This is a genomic window from Aeromicrobium sp. CFBP 8757 (assembly GCF_014841755.1).
In the GTDB taxonomy this organism is placed as follows: domain Bacteria; phylum Actinomycetota; class Actinomycetes; order Propionibacteriales; family Nocardioidaceae; genus Aeromicrobium.
This window is the reverse complement of record NZ_JACYUM010000003.1, coordinates 165,745-182,836: the sequence shown is the minus strand read 5'-3', so window position 1 is coordinate 182,836 and position 17,092 is coordinate 165,745. Positions and strand designations below refer to the sequence as shown.

The window sequence follows — 17,092 nt, the reverse complement described above, 5'->3', positions numbered from 1 at the left end:
AGGTGCGCCGGGACGGTCTCGGGCGCCGCGGTCAGCCGGGAGCGGGACGCGAGGCGTCGCCGCGGGCGACCCATGCGTCGACGTTCGCGAGCGACGCCGCGACGAGGTCGGACGGGGCGTACGACCGGCGGATCGACATGCGGGCCAGCTCGGCCAGCTCGACGTCGGAGAAGTCCTGGGCGGCGCGCAGGACGGCGTACTGCCCCCCGAGCCGTGAGCCGAACAGCAGCGGGTCGTCGGCGCCGAGGGCGACGTCGATGCCGGCCGCCGTGAGCGTGCGGACGGGCACCTCCTCGAGCGTCGCGTAGACGCCGAGCGAGACGTTGGACGTCGGGCAGACCTCGAGCGCGACGCCCGACTCGGCCAGACGCCCGAGCACCGCCTCGCTCTCGGCGGCGCGCACGCCGTGACCGAGCCGGTGGGGGTGCAGGTGGTCGAGGCACTGCGTGACGTGGGCGGGTCCGCGCAGCTCGCCGCCGTGGGGGACGAGGGCCAGCCCGGCGCGCTCGGCGATCGCGAAGGCCGGTCCGAACGCCGTCGTGTCGCCGCGCCGCTCGTCGTTCGAGAGGCCGAAGCCGATGACCCCGCGCCCCGCGTACTGCGCGGCCAGCCGCGCCAGCGTGCGGGCGTCGAGGGGGTGACGCGTGCGGTTGGCCGCGACGACCAGGCCCATGCCGATGCCGGCCTTCTCGCCGGCCTCGCGGACCGCGTCGATGACCAGGTCGGTGAAGGCCGTGATGCCGCCGAACCGGGCGCCGTACCCCGAGGGGTCGACCTGGATCTCGGTCCAGACCGATCCGTCGGCGGCGTCGTCGAGGGCCGCCTCGAGCACGAGACGGCGGACGTCCTCCTCGGTCCGCAGGACGGAGCGGGCGACGTCGTACAGGCGCTGGAAGCGGAACCAGCCCTTCTCGTCCATCGTGCTGAGCTCGGGCGGCCACTCGTCGGTCAGCGAGGGCGGCAGGCGGATGCCGTCGCGCTCGGCGAGCTCGAGCAGCGTCCCGTGGCGCATCGAGCCCGTGAAGTGCAGGTGCAGGTGCGCCTTGGGCAGGTCCGCCAGGGGGCGGACGGCGTCGCGACCCGGCGTCGCGCCGTCGGTCATCGGGTGATCCTGTCCGCTCGATCCTGCATCCGGCCATCCTGCCAGTCGCCGCGCGCGCGGTCGCCGCGCCTCGGTTCGACGAGGCGACGTGCCACCGCGTACACTTGACGGACCGGTGAATATTCACTCTGAATCGTCATGCCCGCAAGCGGGTGCGGCGACGAGCGAAATTGACTGAGGGCACTAGCTCAACTGGTAGAGCATCGGTCTCCAAAACCGAAGGTTGGGGGTTCAAGTCCCTCGTGCCCTGCGAGACATCACGACACCGCGACATCACACACCGAGCATCTTGAGAAGTACGAAGGAGTCCCGTGAGCGACCGTCACGAGCTGGCCGGCACGTCCGGCAAACGCACGTCGCCGATCACGTTCTACCGACAGGTGATCGCCGAGCTCCGCAAGGTGGTCTGGCCGACGCGTCCGCAGGTCGTCAACTACTTCTGGGTCGTCCTGGTGTTCGTGCTCGTCATGATGGCGATCGTCGCCGGGCTCGACTACGGCTTCGGCCAGCTGTCGTTCAAGATCTTCGCCTAGCCGGGGCCGACGCCCCGCCCCGCCTCACGGCACCCACCCGCATCAAAGGATCACAGTGACTCAAGGTTACGAAGACAACGTCGACGTGGACTCCATCGACGCTCCCGTCGAGGAGACGTCCGGCGTCGACGCGACCGAGGCCGCCGAGCCCGTCGTCCAGGACGACGACGCGATCGAGTCCTCCACCGAGCAGGCCGACGACGAGCCCGGCGACGACGAGTCCGCCGAGGACGCGCCGGTCGACGCCCTGCAGGAGTTCAAGGACCGTCTGTACAGCCAGATCGGCGACTGGTACGTCGTCCACACGTACTCCGGCATGGAGAAGCGCGTGAAGTCGAACCTCGAGAACCGGGTCACCTCGCTCAACGCCGAGGACTTCATCTTCGAGGTCGTCGTCCCGACCGAAGAGGTCGCCGAGATCAAGAACGGCCAGCGCAAGCTGGTCAAGCGCACGGTCCTGCCCGGGTACGTCCTGGTCCGCATGGACCTCACCGACGAGTCGTGGGGCGTCGTGCGCCACACCCCGTCCGTCACGGGCTTCGTGGGCAACTCCCACCAGCCCGTGCCCCTCAGTCTTGCCGAGGTCGAGAGCATGCTCGCCCCGGCAGTGGAGGCCGAGGTCGCAACCGCGGCCGACGCCCCCGACCAGCAGCAGACGAAGGCCGCCAAGGTCGAGTTCTCCGACTTCGCCGTCGCGGACTCCGTCATGGTCGTCGATGGACCGTTCGCCACGCTGCACGCGACCATCACCGAGATCAACATCGATGCACAGAGGGTCAAGGCCCTCGTGGAGATCTTCGGTCGCGAGACCCCGGTCGAGCTCAGCTTCACCCAGATCCAGAAGGTCTGAGCCGCCCGCACGCGCCGGCTGAGCCCCGCTCGGCCACGCACCACCAGCACCACTCATCAAAAGGACCCGAGAAATGCCTCCCAAGAAGAAAGTCGCAGCCATCGTCAAGGTGCAGCTGCAGGCCGGTATGGCCAACCCGGCACCGCCCGTCGGTACCGCGCTCGGCCCGCACGGCGTCAACATCATGGAGTTCTGCAAGGCCTACAACGCGGCCACGGAAGCCATGCGCGGAAACGTCGTCCCGGTCGAGATCACGATCTACGAGGACCGCACCTTCAGCTTCGTCACCAAGACGCCGCCCGCGGCCGAGCTGATCAAGAAGGCCGCCGGTCTGAGCAAGGGCTCGGCCGTGCCGCACACCGACAAGGTCGGCAAGATCTCCAAGGACCAGATCCGCGAGATCGCCACGACCAAGCTCCCCGACCTCAACGCGACCGACATCGATGCCGCGATGAAGATCGTCGAGGGCACCGCCCGTTCGATGGGCGTCACGACGGACTGACGTCCGCCTCGCACCACACACCGCACCACTAGTGGCAGGGCCGGCTGGGCCCGTACCGACCACGACTGGTCACGACGCAGAAGGATCACCAGAGATGGCACAGCACAGCAAGGCGTACCGCGAGGTCGCCGAGAAGATCGACAAGGACAACCTCTACACCCCCCTCCAGGCCACGACGCTGGCCAAGGAGTCGGGCAGCAAGAAGTACGACTCGACGGTGGACGTCTCCATGCGTCTGGGCGTCGACCCCCGCAAGGCCGACCAGATGGTGCGCGGCACCGTCAACCTCCCGCACGGCACGGGCAAGACCGCACGGGTCCTGGTCTTCGCCACCGGCGCCAACGCCGACGCCGCTCGTGAGGCCGGAGCCGACTTCGTCGGTTCGGACGACATGGTCGAGAAGGTCAGCGGCGGGTGGCTCGACTTCGACGCCGTCGTCGCGACGCCCGACATGATGGGCAAGGTCGGTCGCCTGGGTCGCGTGCTCGGCCCCCGCAACCTGATGCCGAACCCCAAGACGGGCACCGTCACGCCCGACGTGGCCAAGGCCGTCGGCGACATCAAGGGCGGCAAGATCGAGTTCCGCGTCGATCGTCACGCCAACCTGCACTTCGTGATCGGCAAGGCCTCGTTCTCGGCCGAGCAGCTCGCCGAGAACTACGGCGCGGCCCTCGACGAGGTCCTGCGCATCAAGCCGGCCAGCTCGAAGGGTCGCTACGTCAAGAAGATCACGGTGTCGACGACCAACGGTCCCGGCGTCCCCGTCGATCCCAACCGCACCAAGAACTACGCGGCCGACGAGTCCTGACGCCCGCGAGTCACCCGGACGCCCCCGCAGCCCCCGTGGCCGCGGGGGCGTCCTGCGTCCGCAGCCGTCCCGCCGACGGGGCGATTTGGTCGGGGCGTGGGCGGTGCCCTATCCTGAAGGTGCCGAAGACCGCTGGCTGGTGACTCCACGAGTCGCTCGAAGCGCCCGGAAGGGCGGCCCGCGCAGGATCACGAACCAGATGCAGCACGTTGCGTCCCGTGGCCCTGTGCCCGGGACGTTTTTTCGTGTCGGGCCCGTGTACGCACATGGGATCGCAGTCGAGGTACGGACCCATGTGCTGGAAGGAGACCCATGGTCAACGCGGAAAAGATTGCTGCCGTTGCCGAGCTCGCGGACAACTTCCGTGAGTCGAACGGCGCAGTTCTCACCGAGTACCGCGGTCTCACCGTGAAGCAGCTGCAGGAACTGCGCCGCTCGCTCGGTGAGGACGTGAACTATGCCGTCGCCAAGAACACGCTGACCAAGATCGCCGCCAAGGACGCCGGAGTGGAGCTCGACAACGAGCTGCTCGTCGGTCCGACCGCGATCGCCTTCATCAAGGGCGATCCGGTGCTGGCAGCGAAGAGTCTGCGCGACTTCGCGAAGGCCAACACCCCCCTCGTCATCAAGGGAGGGTTCCTCGACGGGAACATCCTCTCCGCCGAGGAGATCACGAAGCTGGCCGACCTCGAGTCGCGCGAGGTCCTCCTCGCCAAGCTCGCAGGTGGCATGAAGGCCAGCCTCTCGAACGCCGCGTCGCTGTTCCAGGCCCCGCTGTCGCAGGCCGCCCGTGTGCTGGGTGCCCTGCAGGCGAAGGCCGAGGGCGATCCGTCGATCCTGGCTGCAGGCGCCGAGCCCGCAGCCGAAGCCGCCGACGAGGCCCCCGCGGCCGACGAGGCGACCGATTCCCCGGCCGAGGCACCCGCCGACGCCGCACCTGTCGAAGCGTCTGCCGACGCCGAGACGACCGAGGGCTGAACGCCCGATTCACATCGGGACCCCCTCGGGGTCTCATAACGGAAGGACGCCACCATGGCGAAGCTCAGCACCGGCGATCTGCTGGATGCATTCAAGGAAATGACCCTCATCGAGCTCTCCGAGTTCGTCAAGGAGTTCGAGGAGACGTTCGACGTCACCGCGGCCGCTCCTGTCGCTGCCGCTGCGGCCCCCGCCGCGGCCGGCGCTGCCGGTGGCGACGCCGCCGCCGAGCAGGACGAGTTCGACGTCATCCTCGAGGGTGCCGGCGAGAAGAAGATCCAGGTCATCAAGGAAGTTCGCACGATCACCGGTCTCGGACTCAAGGAGGCCAAGGACCTCGTCGAGGGTGCGCCGAAGCCCGTCCTCGAGAAGGCCAACAAGGAAGCTGCCGACAAGGCCAAGGAGGCCCTCGAGGCCGCCGGCGCCAGCGTCACGGTCAAGTGACCTGCAGCTGACACACTGAGCGGGGCGTCCCTTCTTCGGAAGGGGCGCCCCGTTCGTCATGTCCGGACCAGGGCACGAGGTCCCGATGTGCGAGTTCATCCGGTGGTGGCGCGGATCGTCTCGTAGTCTGGGCGTGACTCCGGTCACGATTGTGACTCGGAGTTACCTGGGGTATGTTCCTGAGGTCCGCGATGGTTACCGGCGAGTCACCATCTGGACCGGAGGGCGTAACCCAGGTTGCGTTCTCTCGTTAGTTCTGTGTCCGCGATCACATGCAGCGCGGGCAGGGGGAAGTCCTGCCGGCATCGTCCGGCATCCGCGGTAAGCAAGGAGGGGCCGTCCGTGGGCGTTGAAGTAGTCGTCGAGGGTCTGACGAAGAAGTTCGGTAGCCAGGTCATCTGGAACGACGTCACGTTGACGCTTCCGGCCGGCGAGATCTCCGTGATGCTGGGCCCCTCGGGCACCGGCAAGTCGGTGTTCCTCAAGACCCTGATCGGTCTGCTCAAGCCCAACTCGGGCCACGTGTTCATCGAGGGCGTCGACATCGCGAACTGCAAGGAGAAGGACCTCTACGAGATCCGCAAGCTGTTCGGCGTGCTGTTCCAGGACGGCGCGATGTTCGGCTCGATGGACCTCTACGACAACGTCGCCTTCCCGCTGCGCGAGCACACCCGCAAGTCCGAGTCCGAGATCCGCTCCATCGTCATGGACAAGATGGAGCTGACCGGTCTGGTCGGCGCCGAGCGCAAGCTGCCCGGCGAGATCTCCGGCGGCATGCGCAAGCGCGCGGGTCTGGCCCGTGCGCTGGTGCTGGACCCCGAGATCCTCCTGATCGACGAGCCCGACTCGGGTCTGGACCCCGTGCGCACCTCGTACATCAACCAGCTCTTCATCGACCTGAACGCGCAGATCGACGCGACGTTCCTGATCGTGACCCACGACATCAACACGGCCCGCCGCGTGCCCGACAACATCGGCCTGCTCTACCACAAGCACCTGGCGATGTTCGGCCCCCGCGAGATGCTCCTGACGTCCGAGGAGCCCGTCGTGGCCCAGTTCCTCAACGCGCAGACCGTCGGCCCGATCGGCATGAGCGAGGAGAAGGACGCCTCCGAGCTGGCCTCCGAGGCCGGCATCGCGATGCCGGCCCTGCCGCCCGTCCCGATGCAGCTCGAGACGTCCGACGGTCGTCCGCGCCGCGGTCAGCGCGAGCCGGGAGCCTGGTGCCGCGACAACGGCGTCACCCCGCCCCCCGGGTCGTTCGCCCGTGACGCCGAGGCTGTCACCGCGTGAGCGTCAGCGTCGTCACCGGGCCCGCACGGGTCGCCGGCAATCTCTTCGCGTTCGCCCTGGACGTCATGGTCGCGCTGTTCCGCCGACCCTTCCAGCTTAAGGAGTTCCTGCTCCAGGCCTGGTTCATCGTCAAGGTCACGATCGTGCCGACGGCCTTCGTCGCGATCCCGTTCGGCGCCGTCATCGCGCTGCAGGTCGGCGGCCTGATCAAGCAGTTCGGCGCGCAGTCGTTCACCGGCTCGGCCGCCGTGCTCGCGGTCGTCCGTGAGGCCGGGCCCATCGCCTGCGCCCTGCTGATCGCCGGAGCCGCCGGATCGGCGATCGCCGCCGACTTCGGCGCACGGCGCATCCGCGAGGAGCTCGACGCCATGATGGTGCTGGGCATCGACCCGATCCAGCGACTCGTCGTGCCCCGCGTGCTGGCCTGCATGCTCGTCGCGGTGTTCCTCAACGGCGTCGTCACGGTCGTCGGCGTCGCTGGCGGCTACGTGTTCAACGTCGTCCTGCAGGACGGCACCCCGGGGGCGTACCTCGCCTCGTTCACGGCGCTGGCCCAGCTGCCCGACATGTACCAGGGCATGGTCAAGGCGCTGATCTTCGGCTTCCTCGCGGCGATCGTCGCGTCCTACAAGGGCATGAACGCCAAGGGTGGCCCCAAGGGCGTCGGCGACGCCGTCAACGAGGCCGTCGTCATCACGTTCACGCTGCTGTTCATCGTCAACTTCTTCATCTCGGCGATCTACATCCAGCTCGTCCCACCGAAGGGGATGTGATCGTGGCCAATCTCGCAGCGATCTACCAGAAGCCCGCCGGGGCCCTCGACGGCCTCGGGCGGCAGATGCTGTTCTACATCCGGGTCGTCAAGTCGGTCCCGCGCACGCTGACCAACTACAAGAAGGAGATCCTGCGGCTCCTGGCCGAGGTGACCCTCGGCTCGGGCTCGCTCGCGGTCATCGGCGGAACCGTCGGCGTCATCACCGCGATGTGCTTCTTCACCGGCACCGAGGTCGGCATCCAGGGCTACGCGGCGCTCGACCAGCTCGGCACCTCGGCCCTGACCGGATTCGTGTCGGCGTACTTCAACACCCGTGAGATCGCCCCGATCGTCGCGGGCATCGCCCTGGCGGCCACGGTGGGCTGCGGCTTCACCGCCCAGCTCGGCGCGATGCGCATCAGCGAGGAGGTCGACGCCCTCGAGACGATGGCGATCCCGTCGATGCCCTTCCTGGTCACGACCCGCGTGATCGCGGGCCTGATCGCCGTCGTCCCGCTCTACATCGTCGGCCTGCTGTCGTCGTACTTCGCGACGAGGCTGACCGTGACCCGCATCAACGGCCAGAGCGCCGGCACGTACGACCACTACTTCACGACGTTCCTGCCGCCCAGCGACGTCCTGTGGTCGTTCGCCAAGGTGCTGATCTTCGCGGTCGTCGTGATCCTGATCCACTGCTACTACGGCTACTACGCCAGTGGCGGCCCCGCCGGCGTCGGCGTGGCCGTGGGCCTGGCCGTGCGCACCTCGATCGTGGCCATCAACGTGGTCGACCTGCTCGCCTCGATGGCGATCTGGGGAACCAACGTGACCGTCAGATTGGCAGGCTGACCCATGGCACGCACTCCCGTCCTCGAGCGCCCCTCGTCGCTCAAGATCCTCGGCGCCGCCTTCGTGGCGATGGTGATCTTCTTCCTGTGGGTCACGTACGCCTTCTTCACCAAGGCCTTCGTCGACTACGACAACGTGACCCTCACGACCGACACGACCGGCGTCAACCTGCCCCGCAACGCCGACGTCAAGCTGCGCGGCATGATCGTCGGCGAGGTCCGCGAGGTCGAGCCCGACGGCGACGGCGTCAAGCTGGTCCTCGGCATGAACCCGAAGCTCATGGACAGCGTCCCGAAGGGCGTCACGGCCCAGCTCGTGCCGAAGACGCTGTTCGGCGAGAAGTACGTCGCGCTGATCCCCCCGACCGGCGGCACCGACGGCGGCCAGACGCTGCAGGCCGGCGACACCATCACGAAGGCCGACGTGCCGATCGAGGTCGAGACGCTGCTCAACGACCTCTACCCGCTGCTCGAGGCCGTCGACCCCGCGAGCCTGTCGTACACGCTCAGCGCGGTCTCGTCGGCCCTCGACGGTCGTGGCACGCAGCTGGGCGAGACGCTCGTGACGGCCAACTCCTACCTCAAGAAGGTCAACCCCGACGTGCCCCAGCTCGTGACCGACCTGACCAAGCTCGGCACGGTCTCGGACGTCTACACCGCGGCGCTGCCCGATCTCGGCCGCGTGCTGCGCAACACCGTCGTCACCGGCAACACGATCGTGGCCAAGAAGGCCCAGCTGGCCGCCTTCTTCGACGAGGGCACGCAGCTGGCCGACACCCTGACGACGTTCACGCAGGACAACGGCGACAACCTCAAGCGCCTGGCGAAGGAGAGCCGACCCGTGCTCGAGATGGTGGGCGACTACTCCGTCACGTTCCCGTGCTTCCTGAAGTCGATGTCGACGCTCATCCCGCGTCTCGACAGCGCGTTCCGCGGCGGCACGCTGCACATCGACGTCGAGCTGATCGAGCAGCCCAACGCCTACAGCGCCAACGAGAACGTCGACGTGTCGAAGGCCGACTTCGACCGCGCGTCGTCGGGCCCGGGCGCCCGCAACGGCAAGGACATCAACGCCGACAACGCCGCGTCCCCGTCGTGCCTGGACCTCAACGAGATCAACAAGGGTCGGGCGCAGCAGGAGAAGGTGTCGTCGCAGGCCAATCCGTTCACGGTGCCGGCCGACGTCTACAAGCTCGTCGGCGTCAAGCGGGCGCACTCCAAGTTCGGCTCGGTCGGAGCCGACGGCGACTTCGCGCAGAACCGCACGGCGGCCTCGAGCCTCGAGCTCGAGAACCTGGTCAAGCCGAGCGCCGAGGGCGTCGACTCGGCCAGCGAGCGCGACGAGCTCAACGTCTTCCTGGGCGCCTCGCTGGGCATGTCGCCGACCGACGTCCCCGACATCGGCTCGCTGATGATCAGCCCCGTCCTGCGAGGAGCGGCGGTGACCGCCCGATGAAGCAGATCGATCGCGAGTCCATGGGAGCGGCCGTCAAGCTCGGCTTCTTCTTCGCCTTCACCGGTCTGTCGACGCTCGTGCTCGCGCTGACCCTCAGCAACGGCTCGTTCGGCGACCGCAACCAGTACCGGGCGATCTTCTCCGACGTCACGGGCATGGCCAAGGGCGACGACGTCCGCATCGCCGGTGTCGCCGTCGGCTCGGTCTCCAAGATCGAGATCGTCGATCGCGACCGGGCGCGCGTGACGTTCGGCGTCGACTCCGACGTCCCGCTGACCGCCAACACGAATGCCACGATCAAGTTCCGCAACCTCGTGGGCCAGCGGTACATCGCGCTGACGCAGGGCGCCGACGGCGCCAAGACGGTGCTCAAGCCCGACAGCACGATCCCGGAGTCGCGCACCAAGGAGGCGCTCGACCTCAACGTGCTGCTCAACGGCTTCAAGCCGGTGTTCCAGGCGCTGTCGCCCGACGACACCAACAAGCTGGCCTTCGAGATCGTCCAGACCCTGCAGGGCGAGGGCGGCAACGTCGAGAACCTGCTGGCCCGCACGTCGTCGCTGACCAGCACCCTGGCCGGGCGCGACCAGCTGATCGGCGACGTCATCACCAACCTCAGCACCGTGCTCGACACGGTCGGCTCGCGCGACCAGGAGCTGACCGACACGATCGACACGCTGCAGCAGTTCGTGACGGGGCTCAAGGACGACCGCAACGCGATCCTCGACTCGGTCGACTCGATCTCCGACCTCACCGACGAGACGTCCGACCTGCTCGTGCAGGGACGTCCCGCGCTGACCGAGGACATCAAGCAGCTGAACGGACTGACCAAGAACCTGTCGTCCGACCGCAACCTGTCGACGATCTCGAACGCGATCCAGATCCTGCCGATCAAGACCTCCAAGCTCGGGGTGCTGGCGTCGTCGGGCAGCGAGTTCAACTTCTACCTCTGCGAGCTCAAGGGGAGCCTGACCATCCCGCCGATCACGCTCGGCCCGACGACGATCGTCCCCGAGACCAAGCTCGACCTCACCGGCCCCGGCGTCAAGGTCGGCGGCCAACGATGCGACCAGCCGGGGTACGACCGATGAAACCCTTCCGCGAACGCAATCCGGTGATCATCGGCCTGATCGGCCTGACGATCATCGCCGCCATGATGCTCGGCGCCTTCCGCGCCGACCGCCTGCCGATCATCGGCAGCGGCGACGTCTACCACGCCGAGTTCGCCGAGATCGGCTCGCTCAAGACCGGCAACGAGGTGCGCGTCGCCGGCGTCTCGGTCGGCAAGGTGCAGGACATCGCGCTCGACGGCAACAAGGTGCGGGTGACCTTCAAGATCGACAAGGGCACCCGGTTCGGTCCCCAGACCGGTGCCGACATCCGCATCCGCACCCTGCTGGGCGCCGAGTTCCTCGCGCTGACCCCCGAGGGCAAGGGGCAGCTGCCCCAGGGCAGCACGATCCCGCTCGCGCGCACCGTCGCGCCGTACGACGTCGTGCAGGCCTTCTCCGACCTGAGCCGCACGACCGACCAGCTCGACATCCCGCAGCTGTCCGAGGCGCTCACGACGCTCGGCGAGATCTCGGCCCAGACGCCCGAGGAGTTCCGCGGGGCCATCAAGGGCGTGTCCGACCTGTCCCGCAACCTCGCGGCGCGCGACGAGCAGATCAACACGCTGCTGGTCAACCTCAAGAAGGTCTCGAGCGTGCTGAACAGCCGCAACGACCAGCTCGTCACGCTGTTCAAGGACGCCGACACGCTGTTCCAGGCGATCAGCGCCCGGCGTGACTCGATCCACCGCCTGCTGGTGGCGACGCAGACCATCTCGGCCCAGCTGCGCGGGCTGGTCAAGGACACGAAGTCGGACCTCCTGCCCGCGCTCAAGCAGCTCGACACCGTGACCGACATGCTCCGCAAGAACGAGGCCAGCATCGACGAGGCGCTGCGCGTCTACCCGGGCTTCACGACGGTGTTCGCCAACGCGCTCGGCACGGGCCCGTGGTTCGACACCTACCTCGGCGGCCTGACGTCGCTGTCGGGGCTGGGCGAACAGCTCACCGATGCACTGACGCCGAAGGTGGCCACGCCATGACGAACTCGTCCATCGCCCAGCGCTTCGCGGGCTTCTCCAAGGTCCTGGTGGCCGTCATCGTCCTGCTGCTGATCGCAGCGACCCTGCTGTTCCTCAACAACGGCGACGGCAAGCGCTACCTGACGGTCGACTTCGACCAGACCAACTCGGTCTACAAGGGCTCCGAGGTCAAGATCCTCGGCGTCAAGGTCGGCACGGTCGAGAGCCTGACCCCGCGGGGCCAGGTCGTCCGCGTCAAGATCGCCTACGACGGCCAGCAGAAGCTGCCCGCCGACGTCAAGGCCGTCGTGGTGTCGCCCTCGATCGTCGGCGACCGCTTCATCCAGCTCGCACCGGCCTACGACGGGGGAGCTGCGCTCAAGGACAACGCCTTCCTGCCGGTCGAGCGCACCGCCGTGCCGGTCGAGCTCGACGCGGTCTACCAGTCGCTCGACGACCTCTCGGTCGCCCTTGGGCCCAAGGACGGCGCCGCCGAGGGCCCGCTCAGCCAGCTCGTCGACGGCACCGCGGCCCAGCTCGACGGCCAGGGCGCGCAGCTCAACGAGACGCTGAAGAACTTCGGCAAGCTCAGCACGACGCTGTCGAACAACAAGGACGAGCTGTTCGGCGGCCTGCGCGAGGTCAACGACTTCGTGACGCTGCTCAAGACCAACGACCAGTCGGTCCGTGCGTTCAACGACAGCACCGCCGAGGTCTCGACGGTGCTGGCGGGCGAGCGCGACGACCTCGCCGGCACGCTCGAGGCGCTCAGCAAGGCGCTGGTCGACGTCAACGGGCTCGTCAAGGAGAACCGCAGCGCCCTGCGCGGCAACGTCGACAACATCGCCTCGCTGGCCAACGTCCTGGCCCAGCGCAAGGACGAGCTCGAGCAGGCGACGATCGCGGCGCCCACGGCCCTGTCGAACGTCGCGCTGGCGTACAACGGCACGACCGGCACGCTCGACACCCGCGCCGACATCCCCGAGCTGATCTCCGGCACGCTCGGCGACCCGGCGGGCCTGCTGTGCAACATCCTCGGCCAGGCCCCCACCGAGACCGGCTGCTCGGCGCTGACCGACCTCCTGGGCGGCCTCACCGGCGGCCTGACCGGCGGCTCGGCCACCCCGGGCGCGGCCGCGACCGACCTGCCCCGCGCCGCGGCGGCCAGCACGACCCCCGCTCCCCGGATCGAGAAGGTCAACTCCTCGGTCGCCGACATGTTGGCGGTGCAGTGATGAGACGACGGATCGTCGGCGGCGTGATGGCCCTGGCCGGCACGCTGGTCCTGAGCGGGTGCGGCTTCTCGCCGTACCAGCTGCCGCTGCCGGGCGGTGCCGACCTCGGCAACGACCCCTACTCGGTCAAGATCAAGTTCCGCGACGTCCTCGACCTCGTGCCGCAGAGCGCCGTGCGGGTCAACGACATCGCGGTCGGCAAGGTGACCGACATCGAGCTCGAGGGCTGGACGGCGCTCGTGACGGTCGAGATCAACCGCGACGCGAAGCTGCCCGACAACGCGATCGCCACGATCCGCCAGACCAGCCTGCTGGGCGAGAAGTTCGTCTCGCTGGCGCCGCCGACCAACGGTCCGGTCGGCTCGCTCGGCAACGGCGACGAGATCCCGCTCGACCGCTCGGGCCGCAACCCCGAGGTCGAGGAGGTGCTCGGTGCCGCGTCCCTGCTGTTCAACGGCGGCGGCCTCGAGAAGACCAACACGATCGTGCGCGAGCTGAACAACGCGCTGGGCGGCAACGAGCCCGAGATCCGCGAGCTCGTGTCGACGACGTCGGAGTTCATCGGCCAGCTCGACCAGAACAAGGAAGCGCTGCTGACGTCGCTGGAGAAGGTCAACCGGCTCTCGATCGCGGCCAACGACCAGACCGACGCCATCACGGGTGCGCTCGACGAGCTGCCCGAGGCGCTGCGGGTCGTCAACGACCAGCGCGACGAGCTCGTCGGCCTGCTGCAGTCGCTCGACCGACTGGGCGACGTCGCGACGGGTGTCATCCGCGACTCCAAGGCCGACACGGTCGCCGACCTCAAGGCCCTCGTGCCGACGCTGACTAACCTGACGCGGGCCGGCGACGACCTCGCGACGTCGACGCAGGCGCTGCTGTCGTTCCCGTTCACCGACGGCTTCGTCGGCGGCAGCGTCGCCGCCGCCACCGGACGCTGCCAGGATAAGGCACCGGGACAGGCCGAGATCAAGGAAGGCGCCTGCTTCGGCGACTTCGCGAACCTGTCGGTCAAGCTCAACCTGGGGGTCGAGCAGCTGACCAACATCCTGGGCGACTTCGACCTGACGAACGTCCTGCCGAGCGGCACCTCGCCGAGCGCGTCCGACGTCCCGGCCACGCCCGACGTCCCGCAGCTCGACCCGGGCGCCGATCCCACCGACGGTCTGCGCGACCTCGTCAACGACCTGATGCCGGGCGGCTCCGGTCTCCCGGGGTTGGGGCAGCCCTCCTCGGGCGGCGGCTCCGGGTCCGGCGGAGGTGGCGGCGGCCAGCCGTCGAGCGCGGCCACGACCCCGGCCCCCACGACGCCCCCGTCGTCGGGATCCTCGTCGGGCGGCTTCCTGTGCTCGCTGTTCGGCACCTGCCGGGCGCCGGCGGCCTCCGCGGCATCGGCCGATCTCGAAGCCCTCTTCATCGAACCGGCGGTGGCCCCGTGATCACCAGGCTGACCAAGATCCAGCTCATCATCTTCGCGATCGTGACCGTCATCGGCGGCACGTTCGTGGGAGGCCGCTACGCGCAGCTCGACCGGCTGGTCGTCGATCGCAGCTACCCGATCTCGGCGCAGTTCAGCGACTCCGGCGGCATCTTCGCCGGCGCGCAGGTCACGTACCGCGGCATCGCGGTCGGCAAGGTCAGCCGCCTGCAGTTCGAGGCCGGCGGCGTCCGCGCCACGATGGACATCGAGAAGAGCGCCCCCCAGATCCCGGCCGACGTCGAGGCCATCGTCGCCAACAAGTCCGCGATCGGCGAGCAGTACATCGACCTGCAGCCCCGGTCGGCGACGGCGCCGTACCTCGCGGCGGGCTCGGCGATCCCGCAGGACCGCACCCGCATCCCGATCGACACCACGACCCTGCTGGTCGACGTCAACAACGTCGTCACGTCGGTCAACACCGACAACCTGCGCACCGTCGTCGACGAGCTCGGCCAGGCCTTCGACGGGGCCGGTCCCGACCTCGCGCGGATCCTCGACACCTCGTCGGAGTTCATCAAGGCCGCCGACGACAACATCGACGTGACGCGATCGCTGATCCGCAACTCCGACAGCGTGCTCCAGACGCAGATCGACAAGAGCGACTCGATCGCGACGTTCTCCAAGAACCTGGCGCTGCTGTCGGGCACGCTGGTCGATGCCGACCCCGATCTGCGACGTCTGCTCGACAAGGGTGGCGACGCGGCGGCGACCGTCGATGCCGTCGTCGACGAGAACTCGACCGACCTCGGCAACGCCGTGCGCGACCTCGTCATCGCCAACAAGCCGCTGGCCGACAACGTGCTCGGCCTGCAGGCCGTGTTCATCCTGTACCCCTACCTGCTCGAGGGATCGTTCACGGCGCTCGTGCCCGACACGGCCGGCTCGAAGGAGACGGGTGAGTACAACGCCAAGTTCGGCCTGGTGCTGACCGACACGACCCCCACCTGCTCCTACGTCAAGGACGGCGGCGACGCCTCGGGCTACCGCAAGCGTCAGCCCGAGGGACAGATCGGCGACATCCCGTTCGACGTGAACACGGACTGTAAGGTCGACGACAACACGATCGCGCGCCAGCCGTCGAAGACCGAGCTGCGCCGCTCCGCCGCCGGGAACGTCACGTACGACGGACCCACGGCAACCGGAAAGGACTCCTGGAAGTGGCTGTTGAGCGATCCGGTGACCCGCTGACCGGCTGGTCCGCCCGCCCCCTCGTCATCCGCATCCTCGCCGGGACGTTCGCCCTCGGGCTCGTGCTGGCGCTCGTGGGTGCGCTGGTGCTGCCGCGGATCGGCGGCGGCGACGACGACCGGGCGGCGCGCAACCAGGTGGCCTCGCGGGCCAACGACTTCGCGGTCGCGTACAACACGTACGACGTCGCCGACCTCGCCGACTACCAGGCCCGCCTCAAGGGCCTGCTGACCCCGGCGTACGACAAGCAGTTCGTCGAGATCACCAACGCGGTCTTCGGGGCGCTCGAGACCAAGCAGCAGAAGAGCGGCGACGCGAAGGTCCAGGGCGTCGCGATCGACAGCATCGACCAGGACTCGGCGACGGCGATCGTCGCGGTCGACGCCTCGATCACCAACACCGACAACGCCGCGGCGGTCAAGCGCTTCTTCCGCTGGAAGGTCACGTTCACGCAGACCAAGGGGGAGTGGCTCGTGTCCAACTTCGAGAGCGTCGCCTCCGTCGACGCCCAGGCGACACCCGCCCCGACCGATCCGTCCGCGACGACGCCGGTCCCGAGCGACTCCGCGCCCACCACGCCGTCGCCCACGACACCGGCACCGACGACGGACGGAGGTCAGTGATGAGCGAGTCGAACGGACCCGTCCGCCGCCGGCGCATCGCCGGCGAGGCGCCTCCCGCGACCCCGGCCGCCAAGGCCCCGGCCAAGAAGGTCGCCCGCAAGCCGGTCGCCCCCAAGCCCGTGCCGGCAGCGGGCGCCGGTGTCACCAAGGCCCCGAGCGCGAAGAAGGCCCCGAGCGCGAAGAAGACCCCGAGCGCGAAGACGGCGCCGAGTGCGAAGACGGCATCGACCACGGAGGAGACGCCGGCCACCGGGGCGGCCCCGGCCGCCCGCCGCCCGGCGGTCGCGCGTCCCCTCGCCCCGAAGGTGCCGACGCGATCGGCGGCGTCGGCCGAGCGGTCGACCGACGTCGAGCGCCCCGCGTCGCGGCCCGCCCGGCGCGACCTGCTGTGGCTCGTCCCGGCGACGCTGCTGGCGCTGGCCTCGCTGGTCGTCGGCGTCTTCCTGCTCGTCGACCCGCCGGGGTCGTCGGACGACCTCGACACGACGGACCGCCAGGCGTCGTCGGCGGCCGCGAGCGCCGCCGAGACGATCTTCTCGTACCGCTACGACGAGCTCGACCAGCACCTGACGGCCTCCAAGGCACTCATGACGCCGACGTTCGCCAAGGAGTTCGACAAGATCGCGCCGGCCCTGACCGAGCTCGCGCCGCAGCGCAAGATCGTCGTCGAGGCCGCCGCTCGCGAGGCGGCCGCCCTGCCGTGCGGCGACGACTGCTCGTCGAGCAAGGCCGAGGTGCTGGTGTTCGTCGACCAGGCGCGGCTCGTGGGCGACGCGACGCAGCCCACCGTCTTCGCGAACCGCATCAAGGTGTCGATGGTCAAGGGCGACGACGGCTGGCGCGTCGCGAACATCCGCGCGCTGTGACACCGGTTGCCTGACGTCGGCCTCGCGTATTCGTTGCCGTTGCAGGCCGAAAGCGCCGAGC

18 protein-coding genes and 1 tRNA gene are annotated in these 17,092 nt (G+C 68.8%); 18 read left to right on the top strand and 1 reads right to left on the bottom strand.

Annotated elements, in window-relative coordinates:
• Positions 1 to 31 precede the first annotated feature (31 nt).
• Entirely contained in the window at positions 32 to 1,102 is a 1,071-nt protein-coding gene (locus IFT73_RS10495) for an adenosine deaminase (protein ID WP_192167579.1), read from the bottom strand.
• 177 nt (positions 1,103 to 1,279) lie between these two features.
• Here IFT73_RS10495 and IFT73_RS10490 point away from each other — a divergent pair.
• The 18 genes from IFT73_RS10490 (at position 1,280) to IFT73_RS10405 (ending at position 17,031) form a co-directional block, all read left to right on the top strand.
• A tRNA-Trp gene (locus IFT73_RS10490) sits at positions 1,280 to 1,352 on the top strand.
• Positions 1,353 to 1,413: 61 nt separating this feature from the next.
• On the top strand, positions 1,414 to 1,635 hold the full coding sequence (gene secE / locus IFT73_RS10485) for a preprotein translocase subunit SecE (RefSeq protein WP_056606053.1): 222 nt from the start codon (positions 1,414 to 1,416) through the stop codon (positions 1,633 to 1,635).
• 85 nt (positions 1,636 to 1,720) lie between these two features.
• The gene (gene nusG, locus IFT73_RS10480; protein WP_371811237.1) at positions 1,721 to 2,485 is read left to right on the top strand and encodes a transcription termination/antitermination protein NusG; all 765 of its coding nucleotides are present in this window, start codon (positions 1,721 to 1,723) and stop codon (positions 2,483 to 2,485) included.
• A gap of 73 nt (positions 2,486 to 2,558) precedes the next feature.
• Positions 2,559 to 2,987: a 50S ribosomal protein L11 gene (rplK, locus tag IFT73_RS10475; RefSeq protein WP_056606059.1), complete on the top strand. Its 429-nt coding sequence runs from the start codon at positions 2,559 to 2,561 to the stop codon at positions 2,985 to 2,987.
• 94 nt (positions 2,988 to 3,081) lie between these two features.
• Positions 3,082 to 3,795 carry a 50S ribosomal protein L1 gene (gene rplA, locus IFT73_RS10470; RefSeq protein WP_056606060.1) on the top strand — a complete coding sequence of 238 codons (714 nt, stop codon included), beginning with the start codon at positions 3,082 to 3,084 and terminating at the stop codon, positions 3,793 to 3,795.
• Positions 3,796 to 4,107: 312 nt separating this feature from the next.
• The gene (gene rplJ / locus IFT73_RS10465) at positions 4,108 to 4,773 is read left to right on the top strand and encodes a 50S ribosomal protein L10 (RefSeq protein WP_056606063.1); all 666 of its coding nucleotides are present in this window, start codon (positions 4,108 to 4,110) and stop codon (positions 4,771 to 4,773) included.
• A 54-nt stretch (positions 4,774 to 4,827) separates the two neighbouring features.
• Positions 4,828 to 5,217, top strand: a complete 390-nt coding sequence (gene rplL / locus IFT73_RS10460; RefSeq protein ID WP_056606066.1) for a 50S ribosomal protein L7/L12 — start codon at positions 4,828 to 4,830, stop codon at positions 5,215 to 5,217.
• Between the two features lie 342 nt (positions 5,218 to 5,559).
• Complete coding sequence (locus tag IFT73_RS10455; protein WP_056606069.1) at positions 5,560 to 6,510, top strand: ABC transporter ATP-binding protein; 951 nt, start codon at positions 5,560 to 5,562, stop codon at positions 6,508 to 6,510.
• A gap of 65 nt (positions 6,511 to 6,575) precedes the next feature.
• Positions 6,576 to 7,283 carry an ABC transporter permease gene (locus tag IFT73_RS10450; RefSeq protein ID WP_197984055.1) on the top strand — a complete coding sequence of 236 codons (708 nt, stop codon included), beginning with the start codon at positions 6,576 to 6,578 and terminating at the stop codon, positions 7,281 to 7,283.
• Positions 7,284 to 7,348: 65 nt separating this feature from the next.
• On the top strand, positions 7,349 to 8,113 hold the full coding sequence (locus IFT73_RS10445; RefSeq protein ID WP_197984051.1) for an ABC transporter permease: 765 nt from the start codon (positions 7,349 to 7,351) through the stop codon (positions 8,111 to 8,113).
• A gap of 3 nt (positions 8,114 to 8,116) precedes the next feature.
• A complete protein-coding gene (locus IFT73_RS10440) occupies positions 8,117 to 9,568 on the top strand; it encodes an MCE family protein (RefSeq protein WP_192167578.1) in 1,452 nt (483 codons plus the stop codon).
• Entirely contained in the window at positions 9,565 to 10,659 is a 1,095-nt protein-coding gene (locus IFT73_RS10435) for an MCE family protein (protein WP_056606079.1), read from the top strand. The genes IFT73_RS10440 and IFT73_RS10435 overlap by 4 nt, the downstream gene beginning before the upstream one ends.
• Before the next feature lie 23 nt (positions 10,660 to 10,682).
• Positions 10,683 to 11,660 (top strand): MCE family protein, encoded by a 978-nt coding sequence (locus tag IFT73_RS10430; protein WP_371811235.1) that lies wholly within the window; start codon positions 10,683 to 10,685, stop codon positions 11,658 to 11,660.
• Complete coding sequence (locus IFT73_RS10425; RefSeq protein WP_192167576.1) at positions 11,657 to 12,874, top strand: MCE family protein; 1,218 nt, start codon at positions 11,657 to 11,659, stop codon at positions 12,872 to 12,874. The genes IFT73_RS10430 and IFT73_RS10425 overlap by 4 nt, the downstream gene beginning before the upstream one ends.
• Positions 12,874 to 14,313: an MCE family protein gene (locus tag IFT73_RS10420; protein WP_192167575.1), complete on the top strand. Its 1,440-nt coding sequence runs from the start codon at positions 12,874 to 12,876 to the stop codon at positions 14,311 to 14,313. Before IFT73_RS10425 ends, IFT73_RS10420 begins: the two co-directional genes overlap by 1 nt.
• Positions 14,310 to 15,542 carry an MlaD family protein gene (locus IFT73_RS10415; protein WP_192167574.1) on the top strand — a complete coding sequence of 411 codons (1,233 nt, stop codon included), beginning with the start codon at positions 14,310 to 14,312 and terminating at the stop codon, positions 15,540 to 15,542. Before IFT73_RS10420 ends, IFT73_RS10415 begins: the two co-directional genes overlap by 4 nt.
• On the top strand, positions 15,512 to 16,165 hold the full coding sequence (locus IFT73_RS10410; protein WP_192167573.1) for a hypothetical protein: 654 nt from the start codon (positions 15,512 to 15,514) through the stop codon (positions 16,163 to 16,165). Before IFT73_RS10415 ends, IFT73_RS10410 begins: the two co-directional genes overlap by 31 nt.
• Positions 16,165 to 17,031 (top strand): hypothetical protein, encoded by an 867-nt coding sequence (locus IFT73_RS10405; protein WP_192167572.1) that lies wholly within the window; start codon positions 16,165 to 16,167, stop codon positions 17,029 to 17,031. Before IFT73_RS10410 ends, IFT73_RS10405 begins: the two co-directional genes overlap by 1 nt.
• Positions 17,032 to 17,092: the final 61 nt, after the last annotated feature.

Excerpts from the sequence above, each read along its gene's own strand:
- rplA (WP_056606060.1), top strand. The coding sequence starts at position 3,082 with ATGGCACAGCACAGCAAGGCGTACCGCGAGGTCGCCGAGAAGATCGAC.
- rplK (WP_056606059.1), top strand. The coding sequence starts at position 2,559 with ATGCCTCCCAAGAAGAAAGTCGCAGCCATCGTCAAGGTGCAGCTGCAG.
- IFT73_RS10425 (WP_192167576.1), top strand. The coding sequence starts at position 11,657 with ATGACGAACTCGTCCATCGCCCAGCGCTTCGCGGGCTTCTCCAAGGTC.
- rplL (WP_056606066.1), top strand. The coding sequence starts at position 4,828 with ATGGCGAAGCTCAGCACCGGCGATCTGCTGGATGCATTCAAGGAAATG.
- IFT73_RS10445 (WP_197984051.1), top strand. The coding sequence starts at position 7,349 with ATGCTGTTCTACATCCGGGTCGTCAAGTCGGTCCCGCGCACGCTGACC.
- IFT73_RS10440 (WP_192167578.1), top strand. The coding sequence starts at position 8,117 with ATGGCACGCACTCCCGTCCTCGAGCGCCCCTCGTCGCTCAAGATCCTC.
- IFT73_RS10495 (WP_192167579.1), bottom strand. The coding sequence starts at position 1,102 with ATGACCGACGGCGCGACGCCGGGTCGCGACGCCGTCCGCCCCCTGGCG.
- IFT73_RS10450 (WP_197984055.1), top strand. The coding sequence starts at position 6,576 with ATGGTCGCGCTGTTCCGCCGACCCTTCCAGCTTAAGGAGTTCCTGCTC.
- rplJ (WP_056606063.1), top strand. The coding sequence starts at position 4,108 with ATGGTCAACGCGGAAAAGATTGCTGCCGTTGCCGAGCTCGCGGACAAC.
- IFT73_RS10435 (WP_056606079.1), top strand. The coding sequence starts at position 9,565 with ATGAAGCAGATCGATCGCGAGTCCATGGGAGCGGCCGTCAAGCTCGGC.
- IFT73_RS10420 (WP_192167575.1), top strand. The coding sequence starts at position 12,874 with ATGAGACGACGGATCGTCGGCGGCGTGATGGCCCTGGCCGGCACGCTG.
- IFT73_RS10405 (WP_192167572.1), top strand. The coding sequence starts at position 16,165 with ATGAGCGAGTCGAACGGACCCGTCCGCCGCCGGCGCATCGCCGGCGAG.